Raw genomic sequence first — 18,423 nt, 5'->3', positions numbered from 1 at the left:
TCCCACACACCAAACTCAATATTAAACGCTGCTAAATGCCTTTTTGATACTGATTATTAGTGGTCGGCTGAATCACTTGCTCAATAGCTTGTCGCTCTTTACTACTGTCTGAATCGGTTTGTAGCATGCTTAAAAACAGCTCCACAAGTTCAGAGTTGCTCACGCTAATGCTTGTCTCTGTTTGAATCGCTCTAAGGTCAATCATGACATCACTAAGCAACTGCGGGTAATCCTCTAAGATATCCAGATTTAAGATGTTATGTTCACTGTAAATACTGTTGTGACTGCCCTTATGTTTTTGCACCACATAAGGATTGTCTTTTAAGTTAATGATAGAAGTGCGTTTTTCACAACGTTTTAAACAGCCTTTATTGACCTTGATTTTCTTACAGCCTTCCGTTTGCTGGAATAAACATTGGCGACTGGTCAACAGTGTATTGGGATGATACACACTGTAGAAAGTTCTAAAACCTTGCGGTCGTTTGATGTGACGAATTTGCCCTTTACTCAACTCATTCGAAATAAACGCGCCACTGGCAGCAAACTCCAACTGTTGGCAATGCATCGCAAAAGAATTGGTTGTATTCATGTGCGGCCCTGCCACCCACGCAAGCCCTAACTGCTTGGCTTGGTAAGCAACCCCTGCATTGTTAGTGATGGTAAGGCGAGGCTTAACAATATTAAGAAACTCAATGGCAGCGCTATAATCATCACCAATTAAGATGGATGGAAAGTAAGGATTAAGATTCGGGTTCTCTTCAAACAGCGTTAATAAGTGAGCAAGCTCGCCTTTCATTGCCATCGGTAGTTGATAATACACATCAACCTGCGAGTGACAGGCAAGCTCAATATCATCAACAGACGAGATCAGCACAGACAAATTCACTTGTTCAGCTTCTGGATTGTGATGCTGCAACTTTTCAATCTGCGGCGTATCTATGCCACCTTTTAAGCTTGAACCTTTTACCGCTTTATCATCAATATCAAAGTCTGCGGTGACTTTAGCAACGTGCTCGATAATCTGCGTTTTATCATCATAAAGCTTGGTTTTTACTGACTTAATTTGATCTTCTGAAGTCGCTTTATATATCTTAGAGAAATGAGTCGCCGCGTTGTCTCTTGGGTTATCAATGTACATATTTTTGCCAAAGTTACCTTGCAAGAAGGCATTGGAAAAATCACGATTGAACACCGTATATAACTCTGTCGTATCCTCAGATAAGGTTTCCCCATCACATAAGCGATCGATCTGTTTGCGCCAGTTATCGACAACCGTAAACACATAATGAGACTTTTTAATGCGCCCTTCTACTTTAAGGGAATACACTCCGGCATCCACCAAAGCTTCAAGATCGCCAAAAGCTGAGTTGTCTTTTAAATTAAGCGGATAATCATTACCGGTTTGCGTCGTTTGATACTGCTCACGACAAGGCTGACTGCAACGTCCTCGGTTTCCCGATGCGCCATTACGCGCCGAACTGATATAGCATAATCCAGAAAAGCCAATGCAATAAGAACCATGCACAAACACTTCCATCAATACGTCATGCTTTAAGCCAAACTGCGCAAGATGTTTAATTTCTGAAATGTTGAGCTCTCGGGAAAGGTTAACTCGGCTGCAACCCAGTTGATTGAGAAACAGTATTTGACCTTCATTATGCGTATTAAGCTGAGTTGATGCGTGCACATCTAGGTTGGGAAAGTACTGTTTGAGCAAGTAAGCTAACCCCAGATCTTGCACAATCACACCATCAATTTGCGTGGTGTTTAACTGGCTAAGTAAACGCACAATGGCTGGGATTTCACTTTCTAAAATCAGCACATTCAAGGTGACGAATATTTTACACTGATGTTGATGTGCCAGTTCAAGAACGCGATTCAGGTTATCTAAAGTCAGATTAGTGGCTCTATTTCGCGCATTAAATCTATCCAAACCGCAATAAATCGCATCAGCGCCTGCCGCAATGGCCGCCTTGATTGAATCTAAATCGCCACCTGGTGCTAGTAACTCAAACTGTTCTCTTTTCACATTCTTTTCCCGAGAAAAAATAGGCGCACATCTTACGTTATCTGCGCTAAAAAGTAACCTTAGATATGATATTAAGCCCATCACAGTGATTATCGGAAATCGGATGTGAATATCGCGATCAATCCAAGGGTATCGCTAAAATTGCCGACCAATGTTGCAGATTTCACTTTGCCAAGTATGTGATAATCGTGGCATTATACGTCGATTCGCTCATTTGTAATACAATTTGACCGCGAACAGAAATACTTCTTACTTTTTACAACTTGCAGGCACATATGGGACTTTTCGATCAACTCGCTTTCTCTATCTCAGTCACAGGACCTATCTGTTTAATTTTGGTCATGGGCGTGATATTAAAAAAAACCGCCATTATCAATGACAGTTTTATTGAAAGTGCTTCCAACTTGGTATTTAAAGTTACCCTGCCAACAATGCTATTTCTTAGTCTGGTGGAAGCAGACCATGATTTTGCCACCAGCGCATCATTAGTTGGCTTTAGTGTTGGTAGCAATTTGTTATTTTTTGCCTTTTGTACTGCGCTGATTGGCGTGATTTTAAAAGGCAATCAAGATAATGGCGTGATTGTGCAAGGTGCGTTTCGTGCTAACACTGGCATTATTGCTCTGGCTTACGTCGCCAATATGTATGGCAATGAAGGATTGGCAACCGCGGCAATCTATGTGGCTGCCACTACCCTGCTGTATAACGTATTAGCCGTTATTTCATTAACGCCCAAAGGCACGCAAGCGGGTAATAGTGCCGTAAAAGCTATCATTAAAAGTATCACCAGTAACCCATTGATCATTTCTATCATGGCAGGCTTAGTGTATTCCTTTATCGGCTTGCCAGTACCAAAAATTGCTTCTGATGCCGGGCACTACTTTGCCAGTATGACATTGCCACTTGCGCTACTGTGTACTGGTGGATCGTTGGATCTTAAATCGTTAAAACATGAGACTTTACCGACTTGGATTGCAACTTTTCTAAAACTGGTCATTGCTCCTATCGTCAGCTGTTTACTGGCGTATGCACTTGGCTTTAGCGGTGAAGCGCTTGGTATCATCTTCTTTATGACCGCCTCACCGACGGCCGCTGCAAGTTATGTCATGGCCCGCTCAATGGGTGGCAACTCTACTTTGGCAGCCAATATTATTGCCCTAACCACCATTTTGTCGGTTATTACGACGACCCTTGGCTTGGTTATTCTTAGTAGCCTTAATCTGCTTTATTAAGGGGTATTAACGCTAGATTAATAGCCGAAATCAAACCAATATGCTTTGGCTAATCAACAAAAAAGCGCGCTACATTTTATAATGTAGCGCGCTTTTTATTCAATGAAGAAACTCGGTCACTTATGAGTTATCACAACCACAATGGGTGCAAACACATGGACGATTCATCAAGCCTCGCCACAGCCAGATAACACCCCATAACCCACTTGTTACTATAGTTAAAATCAAATGAAGCCAATGCATAGGCTTTGTTGTTTCATGGGGGGTACCCGACGCACAAGCTGGGCAAAATCTGGTTACTAACGCCACTTCTATTCTCCAAAACAATATCGGTTTAACTGCGCATACTTTATACCAAATAATTGCAATTTATGTCAGGGATATGCTGAATTGTTATGACGACCCATTAGTGATGGATGGCTCTAGTATTAAATGGCCGCTTTCATCTTGCTTTTTAGATTTTGCATAAACACTTTGAAGTGCGGCATAAATTCCAAAAACAGCGGATGTTTTCTCTTTTGCATCATCACCGGCCCCATTAAACGAAGGGCAATCGCTAATCGAGTGGCCTCTTCTGTTTCTAGATCACTGCCTTTATTGATCATTTCAACCACTTTAAATAAATCTTCTCTGTCTTGAAATTCAAGCTGCAAAGTTTGACCTACTTGCTCGGATACTCGTTCTTCAATAGTGATTCGATATTGATGGCCTTTAGTCGGATTCATATAGGTACCTTCTGTTTATATTTTAGGTTCTGCAACTATATGGCTTTAAATAGTCCATACAACCAGTTGATAAGAGCAACTATATTTAAATTGGTTGTGGTTGTCAACCTTATTGTTCTGTTAATAAAAAACCCTGACTCAAAGAATCAGGGTTTATATCTGTAACAGATTGATATTAAAACAATCGTATTAAACGGGATGTTTTGTTGAAGCAGATCGCCATTGAATCATAGCCAAAGCAATGATGATAAACCCACCGACTACCCCCATATTGAACGGATTGAGCAATAGCAACGGGATAGCGATAAATGCTGCTAACCTTTCCAATCGACTCAAGGTGTCTAACAAGTAGCCTTCGATGGTAATCGCAATTGCCACAATAATGGCAAGGGTCTGCGCCACCGAAATTAACAACGCAATAATGCCTGCACTTGGGTTAACTAGGTTGGTATACGCCATCATGATTGGAATGATAAACAGACCGCCCGCAAGCTTAAATGCTTCAACCGAGGACTTCATCGGATTAGCATTGGCAACCCCTGCTCCGGCAAACGCGGCCAGCGCAATCGGCGGCGTCACGTTGGAGGTTTGAGATAACCAAAACACAATCAAATGCGCGGTTAAAATTGGTAGGCCAAAATCACTGAGCATAGGCACAGCCATGACTGCTAGTACGATATACGCCGCGGTGACTGGCAACCCCATCCCCAATATTAGCGCCACAACACTGATTAGCGCCAAAGCAATAATCATTTGTCCGCCGGAGAAATCCATAACGAATTGAGTAAATTGCAGCCCAATACCCGTTTGTCCCACCACTCCAACAATAATGCCCGCCGCGCCACACGCCGCCGATATAGGCAACGCCAATAGAGCGCCGTTTTTCATTCCAAGTAAAAATAGCTTAATGCCAATTCGGCTATGCTTACGCATGCTCGACACAACTAAAATAGCTGCGCAACCTGCCACACCCACCAACAACGGAGAATATGCCATCATCAATAGCGTGGTAATCAACACTAAAGGGAGCAGATGATGCGCGCCATGCTTCATGACCTCGATGACTGCCTCAGTCTTACTCACCGCCTTTAGATTTAACTTACACGCCATCAAATGCACGTAAAGCAATGTACAGAAGAAATATAAAATGGCAGGAGCGATAGAAGCAAACATGATGTCGCTATAAGGCACTCCGGTAAATTGAGCCATAACAAACGCACCTGCGCCCATTATTGGCGGCATTATTTGTCCACCGGTTGAGGCAGCCGCTTCTATTCCAGCCGCTTGCTCTGACTTATAACCGAGCTTTTTCATCATCGGAATGGTAATAGAGCCCGTGGTTACGGTATTAGCAATCGCCGAACCTGATATAGAGCCTAAACCTGCTGAAGCAAGCACTGCTGCTTTTGCCGGACCTCCGCGATATTTACCGGCAATCGCAAACGCGAGGTCGATAAAGAATTTCCCCGCCCCTGTCACCTCTAAAAAAGCGCCAAATAACACAAAGATAAACACGGTAGTAGCGGCAATACCTAGGGCTGAACCAAACACGCCATTGGCAGAAAATATCTGAAACTGAATCAGCTCTTGCAAGCTATAGGACTTGATAGCCATTGAACTTGGCAGCAAATCGCCAAACATGCTGTAGCTAAGAAACACCAGCGCAATAAACACCATTACCCAGCCAACTGTTCGGCGACACCCTTCCATTAACAGAGCTATCAAAACAATGCCGGCAAATACGTCTGCGCCTTGCAAACCATAAAACAGATAATTGATATCGTTATAATCGAAGATGGACATTCGATAGCCAGCAAACACTATCAGTGCACACAATATTAAGTCGATGATCCTAGCCAACAGATAAAAACGACTTTTACGATTTTTGACTAGAGGAAAGTGTAAAAAGATCAGTACTAAAACCCAACACAAATGTATTGGTCTAAAGTAAGTGGCAGAAATTGTAGAGCTGATCCCTTGCCATATTTGAAATACCGACAACGCAACGGCGCATACCAGAATCACATAACCAAAAACGGTTGTGACTTTTTCGTAGGGTAAGTTAGCCGTGAGATCTTGGTCTTTTTCGTTATTAGTAACATCCATAACAACGCCTGAGAGATAAGTAGAAGAGACAACAAAAAAGCAAGCGAGATGCTTGCTTTTTATCTGGGCTAATTATTTAGACAGAGAATCCAAATACTTCTTAGCACCTGCGTGTAGAGGTACGCCTTGCAAGCGATCAGCGTTTTGTGGCGTGGTCATTTCTGCCATCTTCACCACTTTGCGAATATCACTCATATTCTCATAAGCCGCTTTAGTCAGATCATAAGCCATTTCGTCTGTCATATTGGCATTAACTACCAATACGTTCCATACACTCAGTGTTGAGACTTCACCAACATTATTGTAAACGCCAGCTGGGATGTCATAGGCGCTATAGGCAGGGTTAGACGTCACAAATGCTTTGCTTTCTTGTTCAGAAATCGACAGCACTTTTATCTTATGAGTTAACGCAATTTGCGTCACTGCGCCAACACCTTGCCCGCCAACAATAAAGCCAGCATCAACCTGACCGTTCGCTAGAGCATTGGTGGTTTCTGAGTAGTTAAGGTAAACCGCTTTAATGTCTTTTTTAACATCAATGCCAACGGACTCTAATAGCGCAGCAGACGTTACTGCTGTGCCACTGCCAGGTGCGCCTAACGAGACACGTTTTCCTTTCAGATCCGCTAATGAGTTAATGCCCGATTTTTCTAACGTTAAGGTATGTACAAGATTGGGGTATAAAGCGAACAGTGTTTTAACTGGCATTTTTTTAGGGAACTTACCTTCACCTTTATAAGCGTCCAGCACCACATTCCCCATAGCGATACCAGCAATCATATCGCCGCGCACGACTTTAATAGTATTCTCAACCGATGCTGCGGTGACTTCAGCCTTTGCATTTACATCAGGTACATGTTCTGACCACACCTTTGCCAATGCGCCGCCAAAAGGATAATAAATACCACTTTGGCCACCCGTACCAATTGAATAGTTGGCAGCACTAACTGACAACGGTAATAAGCACGCTAAAGCCAACATTAAGTTACGTTTAATCACATCTATCTCCTTGATAATTGATCTAATCCACTGGGTTATTGTTGTTTAAATTTTACTCTAGTGGATTGATATAGATTACTTGGCGATAGTGGCAAGTCAAAATATTGTGTGGCTGAATGTGATGCGAACGTTAGTTATTAGTTAAAATGGTTGGTTATATAGAGATGTCTCTCAAAGCAAAGCTTAAAGTACTAATTGCATGCTTTGATGCTCGATTCCTGCTTCAAAATAGCGCTCGCCAAAAGGGCTAAAACCTAATTTATAATAAAAATCTAACGCATGCAGCTGCGCGCCTAAATACACCTTGGCAAATTGCTGTTTCTTTGCCTGTTGTACTAAAGCGTTCACCGTCGTTGCACCAAGTCCTTTACCTCTGTAACTGTCTAGTACGGCCACTCGACCTATATGCCCATCCTGCAACATTCGTCCTGTCGCGACAGGCTGGTTTTGTGCATAAACAACAGCGTGAACGGCTTCCAAATCTTGTCCATCAAAGTCTAATGACGTATCAATGCCCTGCTCTAATGAAAAGACGCAATGACGAACAAAGAAGATGTCGTCTCTTGAGTTCCAATCTACAATTTTTACCTGCATGCCTCTGTTCTCTTTATCTCTGCTAGCATTAATATTGCTAAGCCTTTGCTTATATGTGACTAACCATAACGGCATAAGGCAGAATATCAAACTAACATTACTGATTGCAGTAGCGTCTGTGTTAAAGTGCACGCACACAAATCCCCTTTAATCCTGTCCATTAGGAACTATTTTGACTAATAACGATATTTTACGCCGCATCCGCTATACCTTTGACTTAAAAGACGCTGATATGATTAACGTTTTTGCCGCAGCCGATGAAACAGTCACTCGTAGTCAAGTGATCAATTGGCTTAAAAAAGAAGAAGACGAACAGTTTTGTAAAATGATTGATAAAGAATTAGCCATATTCCTAAATGGATTTATCAATATCAAACGTGGTAAGCGCGAAGGTGAGCAGCCTAAACCAGAGAGTCGTTTAACCAATAACATGATCTTTATGAAATTGCGCATTGCGTTAAACATGAAGGCAGAAGACATTCTTGAAACACTGCAACGTGCTGACTTTAACTTGAGCAAGCATGAGCTAAGTGCATTTTTCCGCAAACCTGAAAACAAGCACTACCGTGAGTGTAAAGATCAGATCTTGCGCAACTTTTTAATGGGTGTTCAATTGCAACTACGCCCAAGCGACACTCAAGAAGACTAATTTAAACCTATTAATAAGACACCACTATGCCGTACACCAATCTTTCACTATGCCCAGAACTTACGACACTTCTCGCCTCTCAGTTTACTAAGGCGACAGAGGTTCAATCCTTTGCCATTCCTGCAATATTGGATAAGCAAGACGTACTGGCAATTGCCCAAACCGGCAGTGGTAAAACATTGGCTTACGGCTTAGCCTTGCTTGAGAAAGTGCGCATTCAACCGTGCACGACTCAAGCCATTGTATTGGTGCCTACCCGAGAGCTTGCCACGCAAGTGAGCCAAGCATTACTGCCTTTTGCCAATGCGCTAGACGTAACCGCATTGTCGGTATGTGGCGGCGTTGATAAAGAGCAGCAAAAACAGCAGTTGCTATTAACTCCTGAAATTTTGGTGGCAACACCGGGTAGATTATTAGATTTACTGACAGAGAACGCGGTAGATGTTTCTCGACTATCGGCATTAGTGCTTGATGAAGCGGATCGCTTATTGGATATGGGCTTTTGGCCAGATATTCAAAAAATCATGACCCATCTTCCTGCTAAGCGTCAAACCATGATGTTTTCAGCGACGTTCTCTAGCGAACTAGAAGCCCAAGCAAATCAGCTATTAATTACTCCTAAGCGTATTCAAACTACGGTAACCAATAGTGTTGTCGAAGGCATTGATGAAACTCTGTATTTAGTCAATAAAGGCAGTAAAACCAATGTGTTGATTGCACAATTAAAACAACATAATTGGCCTCAAGTATTAGTCTTTATTGGTGCAAAAGATAACGCTGACGCATTGTGTAAGAAACTGACTAAAGCTGGTATATCTGTTGCTGCTTTGCATGGCAACAAAACTCAGCAAGAAAGAGAAACCACTTTAGAGCAATTTAAGCAGCAGAAAATCAATGTATTAATCGCAACTGATTTGCTGGCGCGTGGGATCCATGTTGATCACCTGCCTATAGTGATCAACTTTGAATTACCCTCAAGTGCTGAAGTGTATGTACACCGCGTTGGACGCACCGCTCGCGCAGGCGAACAAGGCAAAGCCATCTCATTGGTCTGCCACGGTGAAACAGAATATCTCAGTGCAATTCGCCAACTGACAACACGCGAGTTGCCCCTTCAAGAGCTTGCAGACTTCCCTGTAACGGATAAGCCATCATCAGGCCAGAGCAAACGCGCCCCAAGAGATAAAAAAGCCAACCGCCGCACTCAGTCCAAAAGCAGCGTGAAGCAGTTTAAGAGTAAGACCAAGCGATAAACTTGATTACGACTGATCACTTACGGTGGTCAGTCGTAGTGTTAAAAAAGCATGTAACCACACCACTTCACTACTCTATAGCCTCGTAAGACTTGTTATACCGCTTACTTAAATCATTTAAAGACCAAAGAGCCCGACTAAATGACCTCTAGAATTTTAGCTAATATTGCTATTAGCGCCTACGGAGAATCAGTCACTGCGCTTAACCGAAATGAGCCCGCATTCTGTTATGCTCCTGCTGAGGCATACAAATTAATGATGGATCGATTAGAAGACCTTGAGTTAATTTCCCTAGTAAATGAACGTGAATCTGAAGAAAGTATTTCGGTAGACATTGATGACCTATAAACCTTATTTCAAAAAGAGCCCTATCAAAGAATAAAAAACACCAAACAGCCCCCTGCTTGGTGTTTTTATTTCAATCACTATCGTTGGATAGCTGCCAATTTAATTAACGATGGGAAAATTGGTGTAATGATTTTTTATCTTCGATAGGTTTGTTTTCTTTTAGTAAGCGCATGCCTTGGGTCATTCGCACAAACCAAATTAAAATCGCGATGGCGGAAATAATGCCACCGGCAATCGGGATTATATGTGCGATTTCTTCTAATGCGCTATTGCGCATCCAGTAATCATTTACCCCAATTAACACACCATTTGATGTGGCAATGGTCACAATCAACACTACAAAGAAGGTCAAAAACAAAAAGAAGCTTCTGATCAAACTGTAATAGTGAGAATTAACCACATCACTGTCTTCATCTTTATCCAAGCGATAGCCTGCATAAACAATGGCAGCCACACCAGACAGTAAACAAGTAAAAGGCGTAAGCAGACTGCCGATATAAGCAATCCAAATACCGCGATGATGATTATTCATTGCTCACCCCACTCTTTTTACTAGTGTCTTTGACTGGTGTATCTTCTAATTGATGCTTCACTTCTGCAAACCATTGGTCATGATGTTCTTTGGCCCATGTTTCATCGACTTTACCTGTCACCATGCCTTCTAGTGCGCCTTCCATACCGACTAAACCGATATAAATATGGAACACAAAACCACAAATTAAGACAAGCGCCGAAATCATATGAACTAAGTTTGCCACTTCCATATCACGGCGAGTTTGGCCAAAGATTGGGAAGTCCAAAATAACGCCACTGGTGGCAACCACTACGCCAAACACGATAAGTAACCAGTAAATGACTTTTTCACCACCATTAGAGAAACCGGCTGATGGATGCGAACCTTTATGTTTGCCTATCATGCCACCCATTTTCATAAACCATTGAACATCAGTTTTGTTGAAAATGGATTTTCTCCACCACTTCACAAAAATAAACACCAACAGAATGTAGAAAATTGGGCCTATATAGTTATGGTATTGTTTTGCAGCATAGATGACTAAGCCCCACAGATCGGACGGAATATATGGCTTTAAAAAGTGCTTACCATACACCAACATCAACCCACTGAACGCTAAGGTCAAAAAGGTAAATGCCATTGTCCAGTGAAGCGCCCTATCCATTCGGCTCCAACGATTAAGTCGTCTGCCTGTTCGAGGTTTGCTCAACATCAATGGCCCCACAAGGAAGTACATCAGTACTACCATCATGATGCTGCCAAAGATGGCGACTGCCGCCGCCGGAGACATCCATTTTTCTTTCAAGATGAACCAAGTTTGACCGGGTACACTGATTAAAATGCCGTGCTCAGGTGAGGCAGAAGTGGTAGTGCCCTCTACTCCCGCTTTTACTTCACGCCAGTAATCCGCACCCGCTAACTGAACCATCTCTTTTTGCGCGGTCTTATCTGCTTTTTGTTCGGCGTGGCTAGGTGTACTCACTAGCATGAGTACACTTGCAAGCGCCATCAACAGCAACAAAGACCATTGTTTCGCTAACTGCATTTGATTGCTCCTTTAGTTAGCTTTTGGTTGCATCAAACGCTATGTCTTCGCCACTGCTCCAACCTGCACCTTTCGCGCCGCGCTCAACAACACGCTGACGGAAAATATCAGAGACTACTTCAGCATCACCAGCTAGCAGTGCTTTGGTTGAACAAAGCTCAGCACACATTGGTAATTTACCCTCAGCAATACGGTTAGAACCGTATTTTAGGCGCTCTTCTTCCGAACCTGGTTCTGTTTCTAGGCCACCAGCACAGTAGGTACATTTATCCATTTTACCTCGTTCGCCAAAGGCTGAGGTGTGTGGAAATTGTGGCGCACCAAACGGACAAGCAAATAGACAGTAACCACAACCAATACATAGGTCTTTGTTATGCAGCAATATTCCTTCTTTAGTGTACTCAAAACAATCTGCAGGACAGACCGCTTTACACGGCGCATCGGTACAGTGCATACACGCAACAGAGATTGAGCTCTCACCCGGCTCCCCATCATTAAGAGTCACAACTCGACGACGTTGAATGCCCCACTCTAGGGCATCATCGTTTTCGTTTTTACATGCAGTGACACAGCCGTTACATTCGATACAGCGCTTGGTGTCACAAAGAAATTTCATTCTAGCCATAATTTAGATTTCCTTACCTTACGCTTTTTTGATGTTACACAGGGTGACTTTGGTTTCTTGCATCTGTGTCACCGGATCATAACCATAAGTGGTAGCGGTATTGGCCGCTTCACCAATCACATAAGGCACAGTGCCTTCTGGATAACGCTCGGTGAGATCTTCACCTTGGAATTTCCCGCCAAAGTGGAACGGCATGAATGCCAAACCGGATCCAACGCGGCGCGTGACCATCGCTTTAACATGAACTCGGCCTTTCTCAGCACCTTCAACCCACACCATTTCGCCATCTCTAATACCAAGATCGTTGGCATCTTTCGGGTTAATCTCGACAAACATTTCACGTTGAAGCTCGGCAAGCCAAGGACTGGAACGGGTTTCTTCACCACCCCCTTCGTATTCCACCAAACGACCTGTCGTTAAGACAATTGGGTACTCTTTTGACTTATCCACGTCTTGAATACTCTTATACAGTGTTGGCAGGCGATAAATCGACTCGCTGTCATCCCAAGTTGGGTAATCTTTTACCAGATCGCGACGTGCGGTATACAGCGGCTCTCTATGCAGAGGCACTCTATCTGGGAAAGTCCAAACAATGGCGCGCGCTTTAGCATTACCATAAGGGATACAACCGTGCTTAACCGCCACACGCTGGATGCCACCAGAAAGGTCTGTTTTCCAGTTTTTACCTTCTGCCGCGGCTTTTTCTTCTGCGGTCAGATCATCCCACCAGCCTAAACTTTTAAGTAACTTGTCGCTAAATTCGGGGAAACCATCTTGCAGTTCACAATCTTTAGAGTAGCTATCTTCGGCAAGCAGGTTTTCACCCTCAAACTCAACTCCGAATCGAGCGCGGAAGTTACCGCCTCCTTCAGCCACAGGCTTAGAAGTGTCATACAAAATATGAGTGCCCGGGTGATTCATCTCTGGCGTACCCCAACAAGGCCAAGGTAAACCATAAGTTTCACCATTTACCGGACCGCCTTCCGCAGACAAAGTCGTTTTATGGAAAGTGTGCCAGTTTTGTTGGTGCGCTTTAAGGCGCTCAGGGCTTTGACCGGTATAACCAATCGTCCACATACCTTTGTTGTATTCGCGAGTGATGTCTTCAATAACCGGTTGGTTATTCTTCACTTCTACGTTCTTAAATAACTGATCAGCAAAACCTAGCTTTTTACTCAGCAAGTACATGATTTCGTGATCAGGCTTAGACTCAAACAAAGGCTCAACAACTTGGTCACGCCATTGTAGCGAGCGGTTAGATGCCGTTACTGAACCGTGAGTTTCAAACTGAGTTGTTGCAGGAAGGAGGTATACCCCATCAGTGCGGTCATTCATAACACCCGCAACGGTTGGGTATGGATCAACAATGACCATCATATCCAGTTTTTGCATCGCCTTGCGTATTTCGGTACCACGAGTTTGTGAGTTAACCGCATGCCCCCAATAGAACATGGCTCTGATGTTATCGTTTTGCTCAATGTTGTCTTTGTTTTCCAACACACCATCAACCCAACGAGATACCGGAATACCCATGTTGTTCATCGGTTGCTTGCCGCGATATTTGTTTTGGTCGAAACGGCTTTCAATCCAGCTAAAATCGACATCCCACACTTTTGACCAGTGCTTCCAAGCACCCGGTGCTAGGCCGTAATAACCCGGCAAGGTATGCGAAAGTACGCCAAAGTCAGTCGCGCCCTGCACGTTATCGTGTCCACGGAAAATGTTTGCACCACCGCCTGACTTACCCATGTTACCTAGCGCCAGTTCCAGCACACAGTAAGCGCGCGTATTGTTGTTACCTGTGGTGTGCTGAGTTCCCCCCATACACCAAACAATACAACCCGGTCGATTTTCAGATAAGATTTTAGCAATCTTGAATATTTCAGCTTCAGAAGCGCCGGTTACACGTTCAACGTTATCGGGTGTCCACTTAGCCACTTCTTCGCGAATTTCATCCATGCCATACACACGTTGGCGGATAAACTCTTTATCTTCCCACTGATTTTCAAAGATATGCCACAAAATACCCCAAACAAAGGCCACATCTGTTCCGGGACGAAGTGCCACATAATGATCTGCTTTTGCCGCGGTGCGGGTGCGTCTTGGATCGGCAACCACAATTTTACAGCTGTTCTTTTCTTTGGCGATGAGGATGTGCTGCATCGCAACTGGGTGAGCTTCGGCTGGGTTAGAACCAATAAACAGCATAGATTTACAATTATGCATATCATTAAATGAGTTGGTCATTGCGCCGTAACCCCAGGTGTTAGCAACACCTGAAACTGTCGTAGAGTGACAAATTCTCGCTTGGTGATCGACGTTGTTTGTGCCCCACATTGAAGCCATTTTTCTGAAGGTATAAGCTTGTTCGTTGTTGTGCTTTGCACTGCCTAGCCAGTACACCGAATCGGGACCTGACTCTTGACGAATTTTAAGCGCTTGGTCGCCAATTTCATTAATTGCTTCTTCCCAAGTCAGCCTCTTCCATTTACCGCCTTCCAGCTTCATTGGGTATTTAAGGCGTTTCTCGCCGCGACCGTGCTCGCGCAGTGCGGCGCCTTTTGCACAGTGTCCACCGAGGTTAAATGGATGATCAAATGCAGGCTCTTGCCCTGTCCACACCCCATTTTGCACTTCAGCATAAATGCCACAACCCACAGAGCAGTGGGAACAGATGGTGCGTTTAATTTCGACATCAGAATTGGCTGTTTCAGTGTTCGCTTGCGCTTTTCTCATCATGCCCGGAGCAAGCATACCGGCTCCAACGACTGCGCCACCGGCAGCTAATGATGAGTTACGCATGAATGTACGACGACTGATACCAAACTTTTTATTAGGGCTTGAGGTGCTTTCAGAACGCTTTGTTAGTTTCATAGTATGGGGTTCCTAAAGTGAATCGTAGTAATCGCGGATGTGTTGGGTTTCGCGATAACCCTTTTCGTCCTCTGATTTTTCGGTTTCAACCTTCACCGGACTCGTCTTTGCAGACGCAGATGCCGTACTCAGTACTGCGCCAGCCACTACAGTGCCACCTAAAGCTTTGATTGCTCTACGACGATGATTATCAATCTCGTTTTTGTTTTTCATGACTCCATCCTTTACCTAATCCAACTCACTAGAACGAACTGCAATCGCTTGCTCGCTCAACGCTACGGCCTCAAGTTCCATAAAGGAAACCAGCAGGCTAGCGACAACCCGATAAAAATCAGCACTGTTTGCTTGCTGAATTTGTTTCACTAAATCTTTGTACCAACTTTCAATATGGCGCTGAAAAAACACTCCTTGCTGATGAGAACCGTCTTCAATCAGCATCGCCATCACCTCACACAAAGCAGCAATATGGTCTTCTGGTTCTTTCACACTTTCATTGCGCTCAAAGCCTAACGCATCAAGATCTTGGCGCAGCTCAATCAATGGTTTTTCCATCAATGCACCGCTTCTATGCCAAGAAGCAAAAGGCACGACTTCTCCGCGCCCTATGCCAATAAAAAGGTCTTGATATTCAGCGGCTAACACTTCAAGTTGACCGCTCTTTGCCGCGTCACTAAGTGCTTGCCAATCCGCGCTCATGGCACTGGTTTTGTCTTGTGTGTCTAGCTCGCTCAACCACTGTATTAATGTATCGTTCGGCGCTTGCCTAAACAGCGTCGCTAACAGCAAATAGATGTCGGCGCGCGGTGATTGTTGTACGTCGTTATTCATGCTCAACCTTAATATTTTAGCTGTTTTGTAGGATCTTTCGCCATTTCGTCGTAAATATCTACAACGCGACAGTCTTCGCACATCGCAATTCGGCGAATCGCCACCTCATTATTAAAATGACTGTGATCCTTTAATTTGGTTTGTAGCATGCTAATCATCGATTTCGGCGCGAATGGTTTTTGACAAGATAGACATAAAGCAGGTTCATCTTTATTGATGGTCAAAGCACTCTGGCGTGCTTGCTGATCCCAGTTCATTCTTGGGGTTAAGTTAAGCGCATCCTCGGGACATGCCCCCTCACATAAGCCACATTGAACGCAGTCTTGCTCAATAAAGCTAAGCATTGGCAACTGACCTTCATTATGCAGTGCCATCGTCGGACAGACCGCCACACAAGCCATGCATAACGTACACTTGTCTGTATCACAATCTACAGTGCCGTAAGGCGCATTGCTCGGCAGGGCCATTTGCGGTTGCATGATAGGGTAAGCTTCGGCTAGTGCATCTAAAGACTGAAATAAACGGGCTCTTTTATCCCCTTCTAGCTCACCTAACATTAATGAGTTTGGCTGTTCGATAAGGTTGGGTTTAGCGCTACGAAGATCTTCGAGATACAAAATATCGATACTGGCTGCGTTAATACCAAGTTGGTGTAATAGCGTTTGAGCAACGCTCACTTCTTCGTTTAATACTCGAATGATAGTGGCTGGCATTCGGCGACTAGCGGCAAACAACACCTGTGATGCGCCATTGGTTAATGCAGAAAACCAAGTATCAATACCAACCGAAGGAAGCTCATTGACCACAATCGGAATAACATTGTCAGGCAATACTCGAAGCGCCATTAAGTTGTATGTTTCATGCTCTTCACTGCAAAACAAAATAATTGGGTTTTCACCGCCTTGCTGATGATAGTTTTGCAAGGTGCGCTCAATGTAGGCTTGAGTTTCATTTGGGTATGGCAACGCATATTCGATAGCGCCAGTAGGACACGAAGTGGCGCACGTTCCCACGCCCTGACAAAGATAAGGATTAATTTCAATTTTGTAGCCGGTCTCATCGCGCCCTTCACTAGAGAGTGCGCCAGCAGGACAAGACAAGACACAACGTTCACAACCTTTTACGCCGCGAGAGCTGTGCGCGCACTTATCGGTATCTAAACGAAAGAATTTAGGTTTATCAAAGGTGCCAATCAGCGATTGAATCTCTTCGGTTGCATCTTCTAGCTTGGGATACCCTCGCCCAACAGGAAAATAACCGACCGCAGGCACTTCAGTATCCATCAGAGACTCAGCGCCAAGATCCAACACCATATCAAAATGGCTCTGGCCAATGGCAATTTGCGCAAGGTCAATTGGCAATAGCGAGTCTTGTTGTGAAATCGTTAAACTAAAGCGTCCCAGATACCCAGTGAGCTCCGCAGAAGCGAAAAAATACGGCTTAAGATCGCCAGTAGTTTGAGTACCGATAGGTGTAACAAAAGTCACTGAAGGTAATGAAGAGAATTGCTGTTTAAGCGTATCGAGATTTTGCTTGTCTGCAATGACCAACAACGCCCCTTGGCTTTCATAACTCACCGTTGGTGGAATTAAGTTTGATAACTCTACGGTGTTGTTAAAAGCGTAGTGACGCGCTTGGCCATTATTTGACGAAGATTGGGCCAAAAATTCCTTTAGCATTCGAATCCTATGTTTTGATGTATAAGCATAAAAATATACAGGTGGCTGTTTCAGCTTTTTGTATATAAGTACGACTTAAATAAGTGCATCGTTTTGTTAAGGATTACAGATTTTTGACGTAACGAGGTTAATCCCATAGGATTTTTGAGGCATTAAACATATAAAATTGTTAAGTATGTGATTTTATAGGCATTTTTATTTTAAATTTTGCAGCCATATTAATCAGACTGCTCATCCGATCTGCATGATTTTTGCTCACTTACTTCTTGACCTTCTTCGTTGAATTGACTAGGCAATTCCCCCTCACACTCAGGGGATCGATTCTCATTATCATCCCCATCAGAAATAGCACTATGTGATTGCTGTTGCAGGTCACTATTATCGACAATATTTGCCTGTGAATCGGCACTTAGCTCAGACTCAGAAATCTCTTCGACTTTATCTTGAGTCCAATGGCGAAGCTTGCTCACAACATCAGCCGATAAGGGTTTAATCTGACTAAAATCTTGATGGTAATCATTGAGCTCATCCACTTCACTAAACTGCCCACTAAAAAACAAACTTCTTAATGCTCTTTTTTTCAGCTCTGGTGCGCTATTTGAAGCCAGCAAAGCCGACATGGCATTACCTTGTTTCTGCTCTTCACTGATCTCTTCAATTTCGTCCATTTGCGTAACATCAGAGTCGACTAGATCAGAATCAAGAGCATCAGGTTCAGCAGTAATCACACCATCAACAGCATGATTTTGCTTATCATCAATACTATCGGTCGAAGCTTGCTCAATAAGTGCATCAGGATTGTCTACAACCGGACTCGGTTGCGTCTCTTCATGTTCAACCGGTGCAGAGTGTTTATGTAATAAGCGTTCAAATAATCCGCGACTCATTGCCCTTCCTCACCTTTAGTTATTAACGCATTAATT

Annotated in this window: 17 protein-coding genes; 4 read left to right on the top strand and 13 right to left on the bottom strand. The window is 43.7% G+C overall.

What is annotated here, in order from left to right:
* Positions 1 to 31 precede the first annotated feature (31 nt).
* On the bottom strand, positions 32 to 2,029 hold the full coding sequence (locus A9260_RS01000) for a peptidase U32 family protein (protein ID WP_068695308.1): 1,998 nt from the start codon (positions 2,027 to 2,029) through the stop codon (positions 32 to 34).
* A gap of 275 nt (positions 2,030 to 2,304) precedes the next feature.
* Between A9260_RS01000 and A9260_RS00995 the strand changes: the two genes are divergently transcribed.
* Positions 2,305 to 3,261, top strand: coding sequence for an AEC family transporter (locus A9260_RS00995; RefSeq protein ID WP_068695306.1), 957 nt, complete (start codon positions 2,305 to 2,307; stop codon positions 3,259 to 3,261).
* Positions 3,262 to 3,689: 428 nt separating this feature from the next.
* On the opposite strand, the gene A9260_RS00990 is transcribed toward A9260_RS00995, so the two are convergent.
* The 4 genes from A9260_RS00990 to A9260_RS00975 all read right to left on the bottom strand — a co-directional run bounded on the left by A9260_RS00990 (position 3,690) and on the right by A9260_RS00975 (position 7,685).
* Positions 3,690 to 3,986, bottom strand: coding sequence for a DUF3861 domain-containing protein (locus A9260_RS00990; RefSeq protein ID WP_068695304.1), 297 nt, complete (start codon positions 3,984 to 3,986; stop codon positions 3,690 to 3,692).
* 189 nt (positions 3,987 to 4,175) lie between these two features.
* A complete protein-coding gene (locus tag A9260_RS00985; RefSeq protein ID WP_068695302.1) occupies positions 4,176 to 6,092 on the bottom strand; it encodes a TRAP transporter permease in 1,917 nt (638 codons plus the stop codon).
* 72 nt (positions 6,093 to 6,164) lie between these two features.
* Positions 6,165 to 7,097 (bottom strand): TAXI family TRAP transporter solute-binding subunit, encoded by a 933-nt coding sequence (locus tag A9260_RS00980; RefSeq protein ID WP_068695300.1) that lies wholly within the window; start codon positions 7,095 to 7,097, stop codon positions 6,165 to 6,167.
* A gap of 177 nt (positions 7,098 to 7,274) precedes the next feature.
* Entirely contained in the window at positions 7,275 to 7,685 is a 411-nt protein-coding gene (locus tag A9260_RS00975) for a GNAT family N-acetyltransferase (protein WP_068695298.1), read from the bottom strand.
* A 172-nt stretch (positions 7,686 to 7,857) separates the two neighbouring features.
* On the opposite strand from A9260_RS00975, the gene A9260_RS00970 reads away from it, so the two are divergent.
* The 3 genes from A9260_RS00970 to A9260_RS00960 all read left to right on the top strand — a co-directional run bounded on the left by A9260_RS00970 (position 7,858) and on the right by A9260_RS00960 (position 9,935).
* The gene (locus A9260_RS00970; protein ID WP_068695296.1) at positions 7,858 to 8,334 is read left to right on the top strand and encodes a DUF1456 family protein; all 477 of its coding nucleotides are present in this window, start codon (positions 7,858 to 7,860) and stop codon (positions 8,332 to 8,334) included.
* A gap of 26 nt (positions 8,335 to 8,360) precedes the next feature.
* The gene (locus A9260_RS00965) at positions 8,361 to 9,587 is read left to right on the top strand and encodes a DEAD/DEAH box helicase (RefSeq protein ID WP_068695294.1); all 1,227 of its coding nucleotides are present in this window, start codon (positions 8,361 to 8,363) and stop codon (positions 9,585 to 9,587) included.
* Positions 9,588 to 9,728: 141 nt separating this feature from the next.
* Positions 9,729 to 9,935 (top strand): antitoxin, encoded by a 207-nt coding sequence (locus tag A9260_RS00960; RefSeq protein ID WP_068695292.1) that lies wholly within the window; start codon positions 9,729 to 9,731, stop codon positions 9,933 to 9,935.
* Between the two features lie 103 nt (positions 9,936 to 10,038).
* On the opposite strand, the gene A9260_RS00955 is transcribed toward A9260_RS00960, so the two are convergent.
* The 8 genes from A9260_RS00955 to A9260_RS00920 form a co-directional block, all read right to left on the bottom strand.
* A complete protein-coding gene (locus A9260_RS00955; RefSeq protein WP_068695290.1) occupies positions 10,039 to 10,467 on the bottom strand; it encodes a hypothetical protein in 429 nt (142 codons plus the stop codon).
* Positions 10,460 to 11,494, bottom strand: a complete 1,035-nt coding sequence (locus tag A9260_RS00950) for a formate dehydrogenase subunit gamma (RefSeq protein WP_068695288.1) — start codon at positions 11,492 to 11,494, stop codon at positions 10,460 to 10,462. Before A9260_RS00950 ends, A9260_RS00955 begins: the two co-directional genes overlap by 8 nt.
* A gap of 16 nt (positions 11,495 to 11,510) precedes the next feature.
* Complete coding sequence (gene fdh3B / locus A9260_RS00945) at positions 11,511 to 12,119, bottom strand: formate dehydrogenase FDH3 subunit beta (RefSeq protein ID WP_068695286.1); 609 nt, start codon at positions 12,117 to 12,119, stop codon at positions 11,511 to 11,513.
* An 18-nt stretch (positions 12,120 to 12,137) separates the two neighbouring features.
* Positions 12,138 to 14,993 (bottom strand): formate dehydrogenase subunit alpha, encoded by a 2,856-nt coding sequence (locus A9260_RS00940; RefSeq protein ID WP_068695284.1) that lies wholly within the window; start codon positions 14,991 to 14,993, stop codon positions 12,138 to 12,140.
* A gap of 12 nt (positions 14,994 to 15,005) precedes the next feature.
* Positions 15,006 to 15,206, bottom strand: coding sequence for a hypothetical protein (locus A9260_RS00935; RefSeq protein WP_068695282.1), 201 nt, complete (start codon positions 15,204 to 15,206; stop codon positions 15,006 to 15,008).
* A 15-nt stretch (positions 15,207 to 15,221) separates the two neighbouring features.
* Positions 15,222 to 15,821: a TorD/DmsD family molecular chaperone gene (locus A9260_RS00930; RefSeq protein WP_068695280.1), complete on the bottom strand. Its 600-nt coding sequence runs from the start codon at positions 15,819 to 15,821 to the stop codon at positions 15,222 to 15,224.
* A gap of 8 nt (positions 15,822 to 15,829) precedes the next feature.
* Positions 15,830 to 17,500, bottom strand: coding sequence for a 4Fe-4S binding protein (locus A9260_RS00925; protein ID WP_068695278.1), 1,671 nt, complete (start codon positions 17,498 to 17,500; stop codon positions 15,830 to 15,832).
* 218 nt (positions 17,501 to 17,718) lie between these two features.
* Positions 17,719 to 18,387, bottom strand: coding sequence for a DUF3306 domain-containing protein (locus tag A9260_RS00920; protein ID WP_068695276.1), 669 nt, complete (start codon positions 18,385 to 18,387; stop codon positions 17,719 to 17,721).
* Positions 18,388 to 18,423: the final 36 nt, after the last annotated feature.

Origin of the sequence: Vibrio sp. UCD-FRSSP16_30 (assembly GCF_001676025.1) — a bacterium.
In the GTDB taxonomy this organism is placed as follows: domain Bacteria; phylum Pseudomonadota; class Gammaproteobacteria; order Enterobacterales; family Vibrionaceae; genus Vibrio.
Note: the sequence above shows the minus strand (reverse complement) of the source record. Positions and strands in the feature narration are given on the sequence as shown.

Excerpts from the sequence above, each read along its gene's own strand:
- A9260_RS00990 (WP_068695304.1), bottom strand. The coding sequence starts at position 3,986 with ATGAATCCGACTAAAGGCCATCAATATCGAATCACTATTGAAGAACGA.
- A9260_RS00920 (WP_068695276.1), bottom strand. The coding sequence starts at position 18,387 with ATGAGTCGCGGATTATTTGAACGCTTATTACATAAACACTCTGCACCG.
- A9260_RS00965 (WP_068695294.1), top strand. The coding sequence starts at position 8,361 with ATGCCGTACACCAATCTTTCACTATGCCCAGAACTTACGACACTTCTC.
- A9260_RS00940 (WP_068695284.1), bottom strand. The coding sequence starts at position 14,993 with ATGAAACTAACAAAGCGTTCTGAAAGCACCTCAAGCCCTAATAAAAAG.
- A9260_RS00985 (WP_068695302.1), bottom strand. The coding sequence starts at position 6,092 with ATGGATGTTACTAATAACGAAAAAGACCAAGATCTCACGGCTAACTTA.
- A9260_RS00975 (WP_068695298.1), bottom strand. The coding sequence starts at position 7,685 with ATGCAGGTAAAAATTGTAGATTGGAACTCAAGAGACGACATCTTCTTT.
- A9260_RS00925 (WP_068695278.1), bottom strand. The coding sequence starts at position 17,500 with ATGCTAAAGGAATTTTTGGCCCAATCTTCGTCAAATAATGGCCAAGCG.
- A9260_RS00950 (WP_068695288.1), bottom strand. The coding sequence starts at position 11,494 with ATGCAGTTAGCGAAACAATGGTCTTTGTTGCTGTTGATGGCGCTTGCA.
- A9260_RS00960 (WP_068695292.1), top strand. The coding sequence starts at position 9,729 with ATGACCTCTAGAATTTTAGCTAATATTGCTATTAGCGCCTACGGAGAA.
- A9260_RS00930 (WP_068695280.1), bottom strand. The coding sequence starts at position 15,821 with ATGAATAACGACGTACAACAATCACCGCGCGCCGACATCTATTTGCTG.
- A9260_RS00935 (WP_068695282.1), bottom strand. The coding sequence starts at position 15,206 with ATGAAAAACAAAAACGAGATTGATAATCATCGTCGTAGAGCAATCAAA.
- A9260_RS00955 (WP_068695290.1), bottom strand. The coding sequence starts at position 10,467 with ATGAATAATCATCATCGCGGTATTTGGATTGCTTATATCGGCAGTCTG.
- fdh3B (WP_068695286.1), bottom strand. The coding sequence starts at position 12,119 with ATGGCTAGAATGAAATTTCTTTGTGACACCAAGCGCTGTATCGAATGT.
- A9260_RS00995 (WP_068695306.1), top strand. The coding sequence starts at position 2,305 with ATGGGACTTTTCGATCAACTCGCTTTCTCTATCTCAGTCACAGGACCT.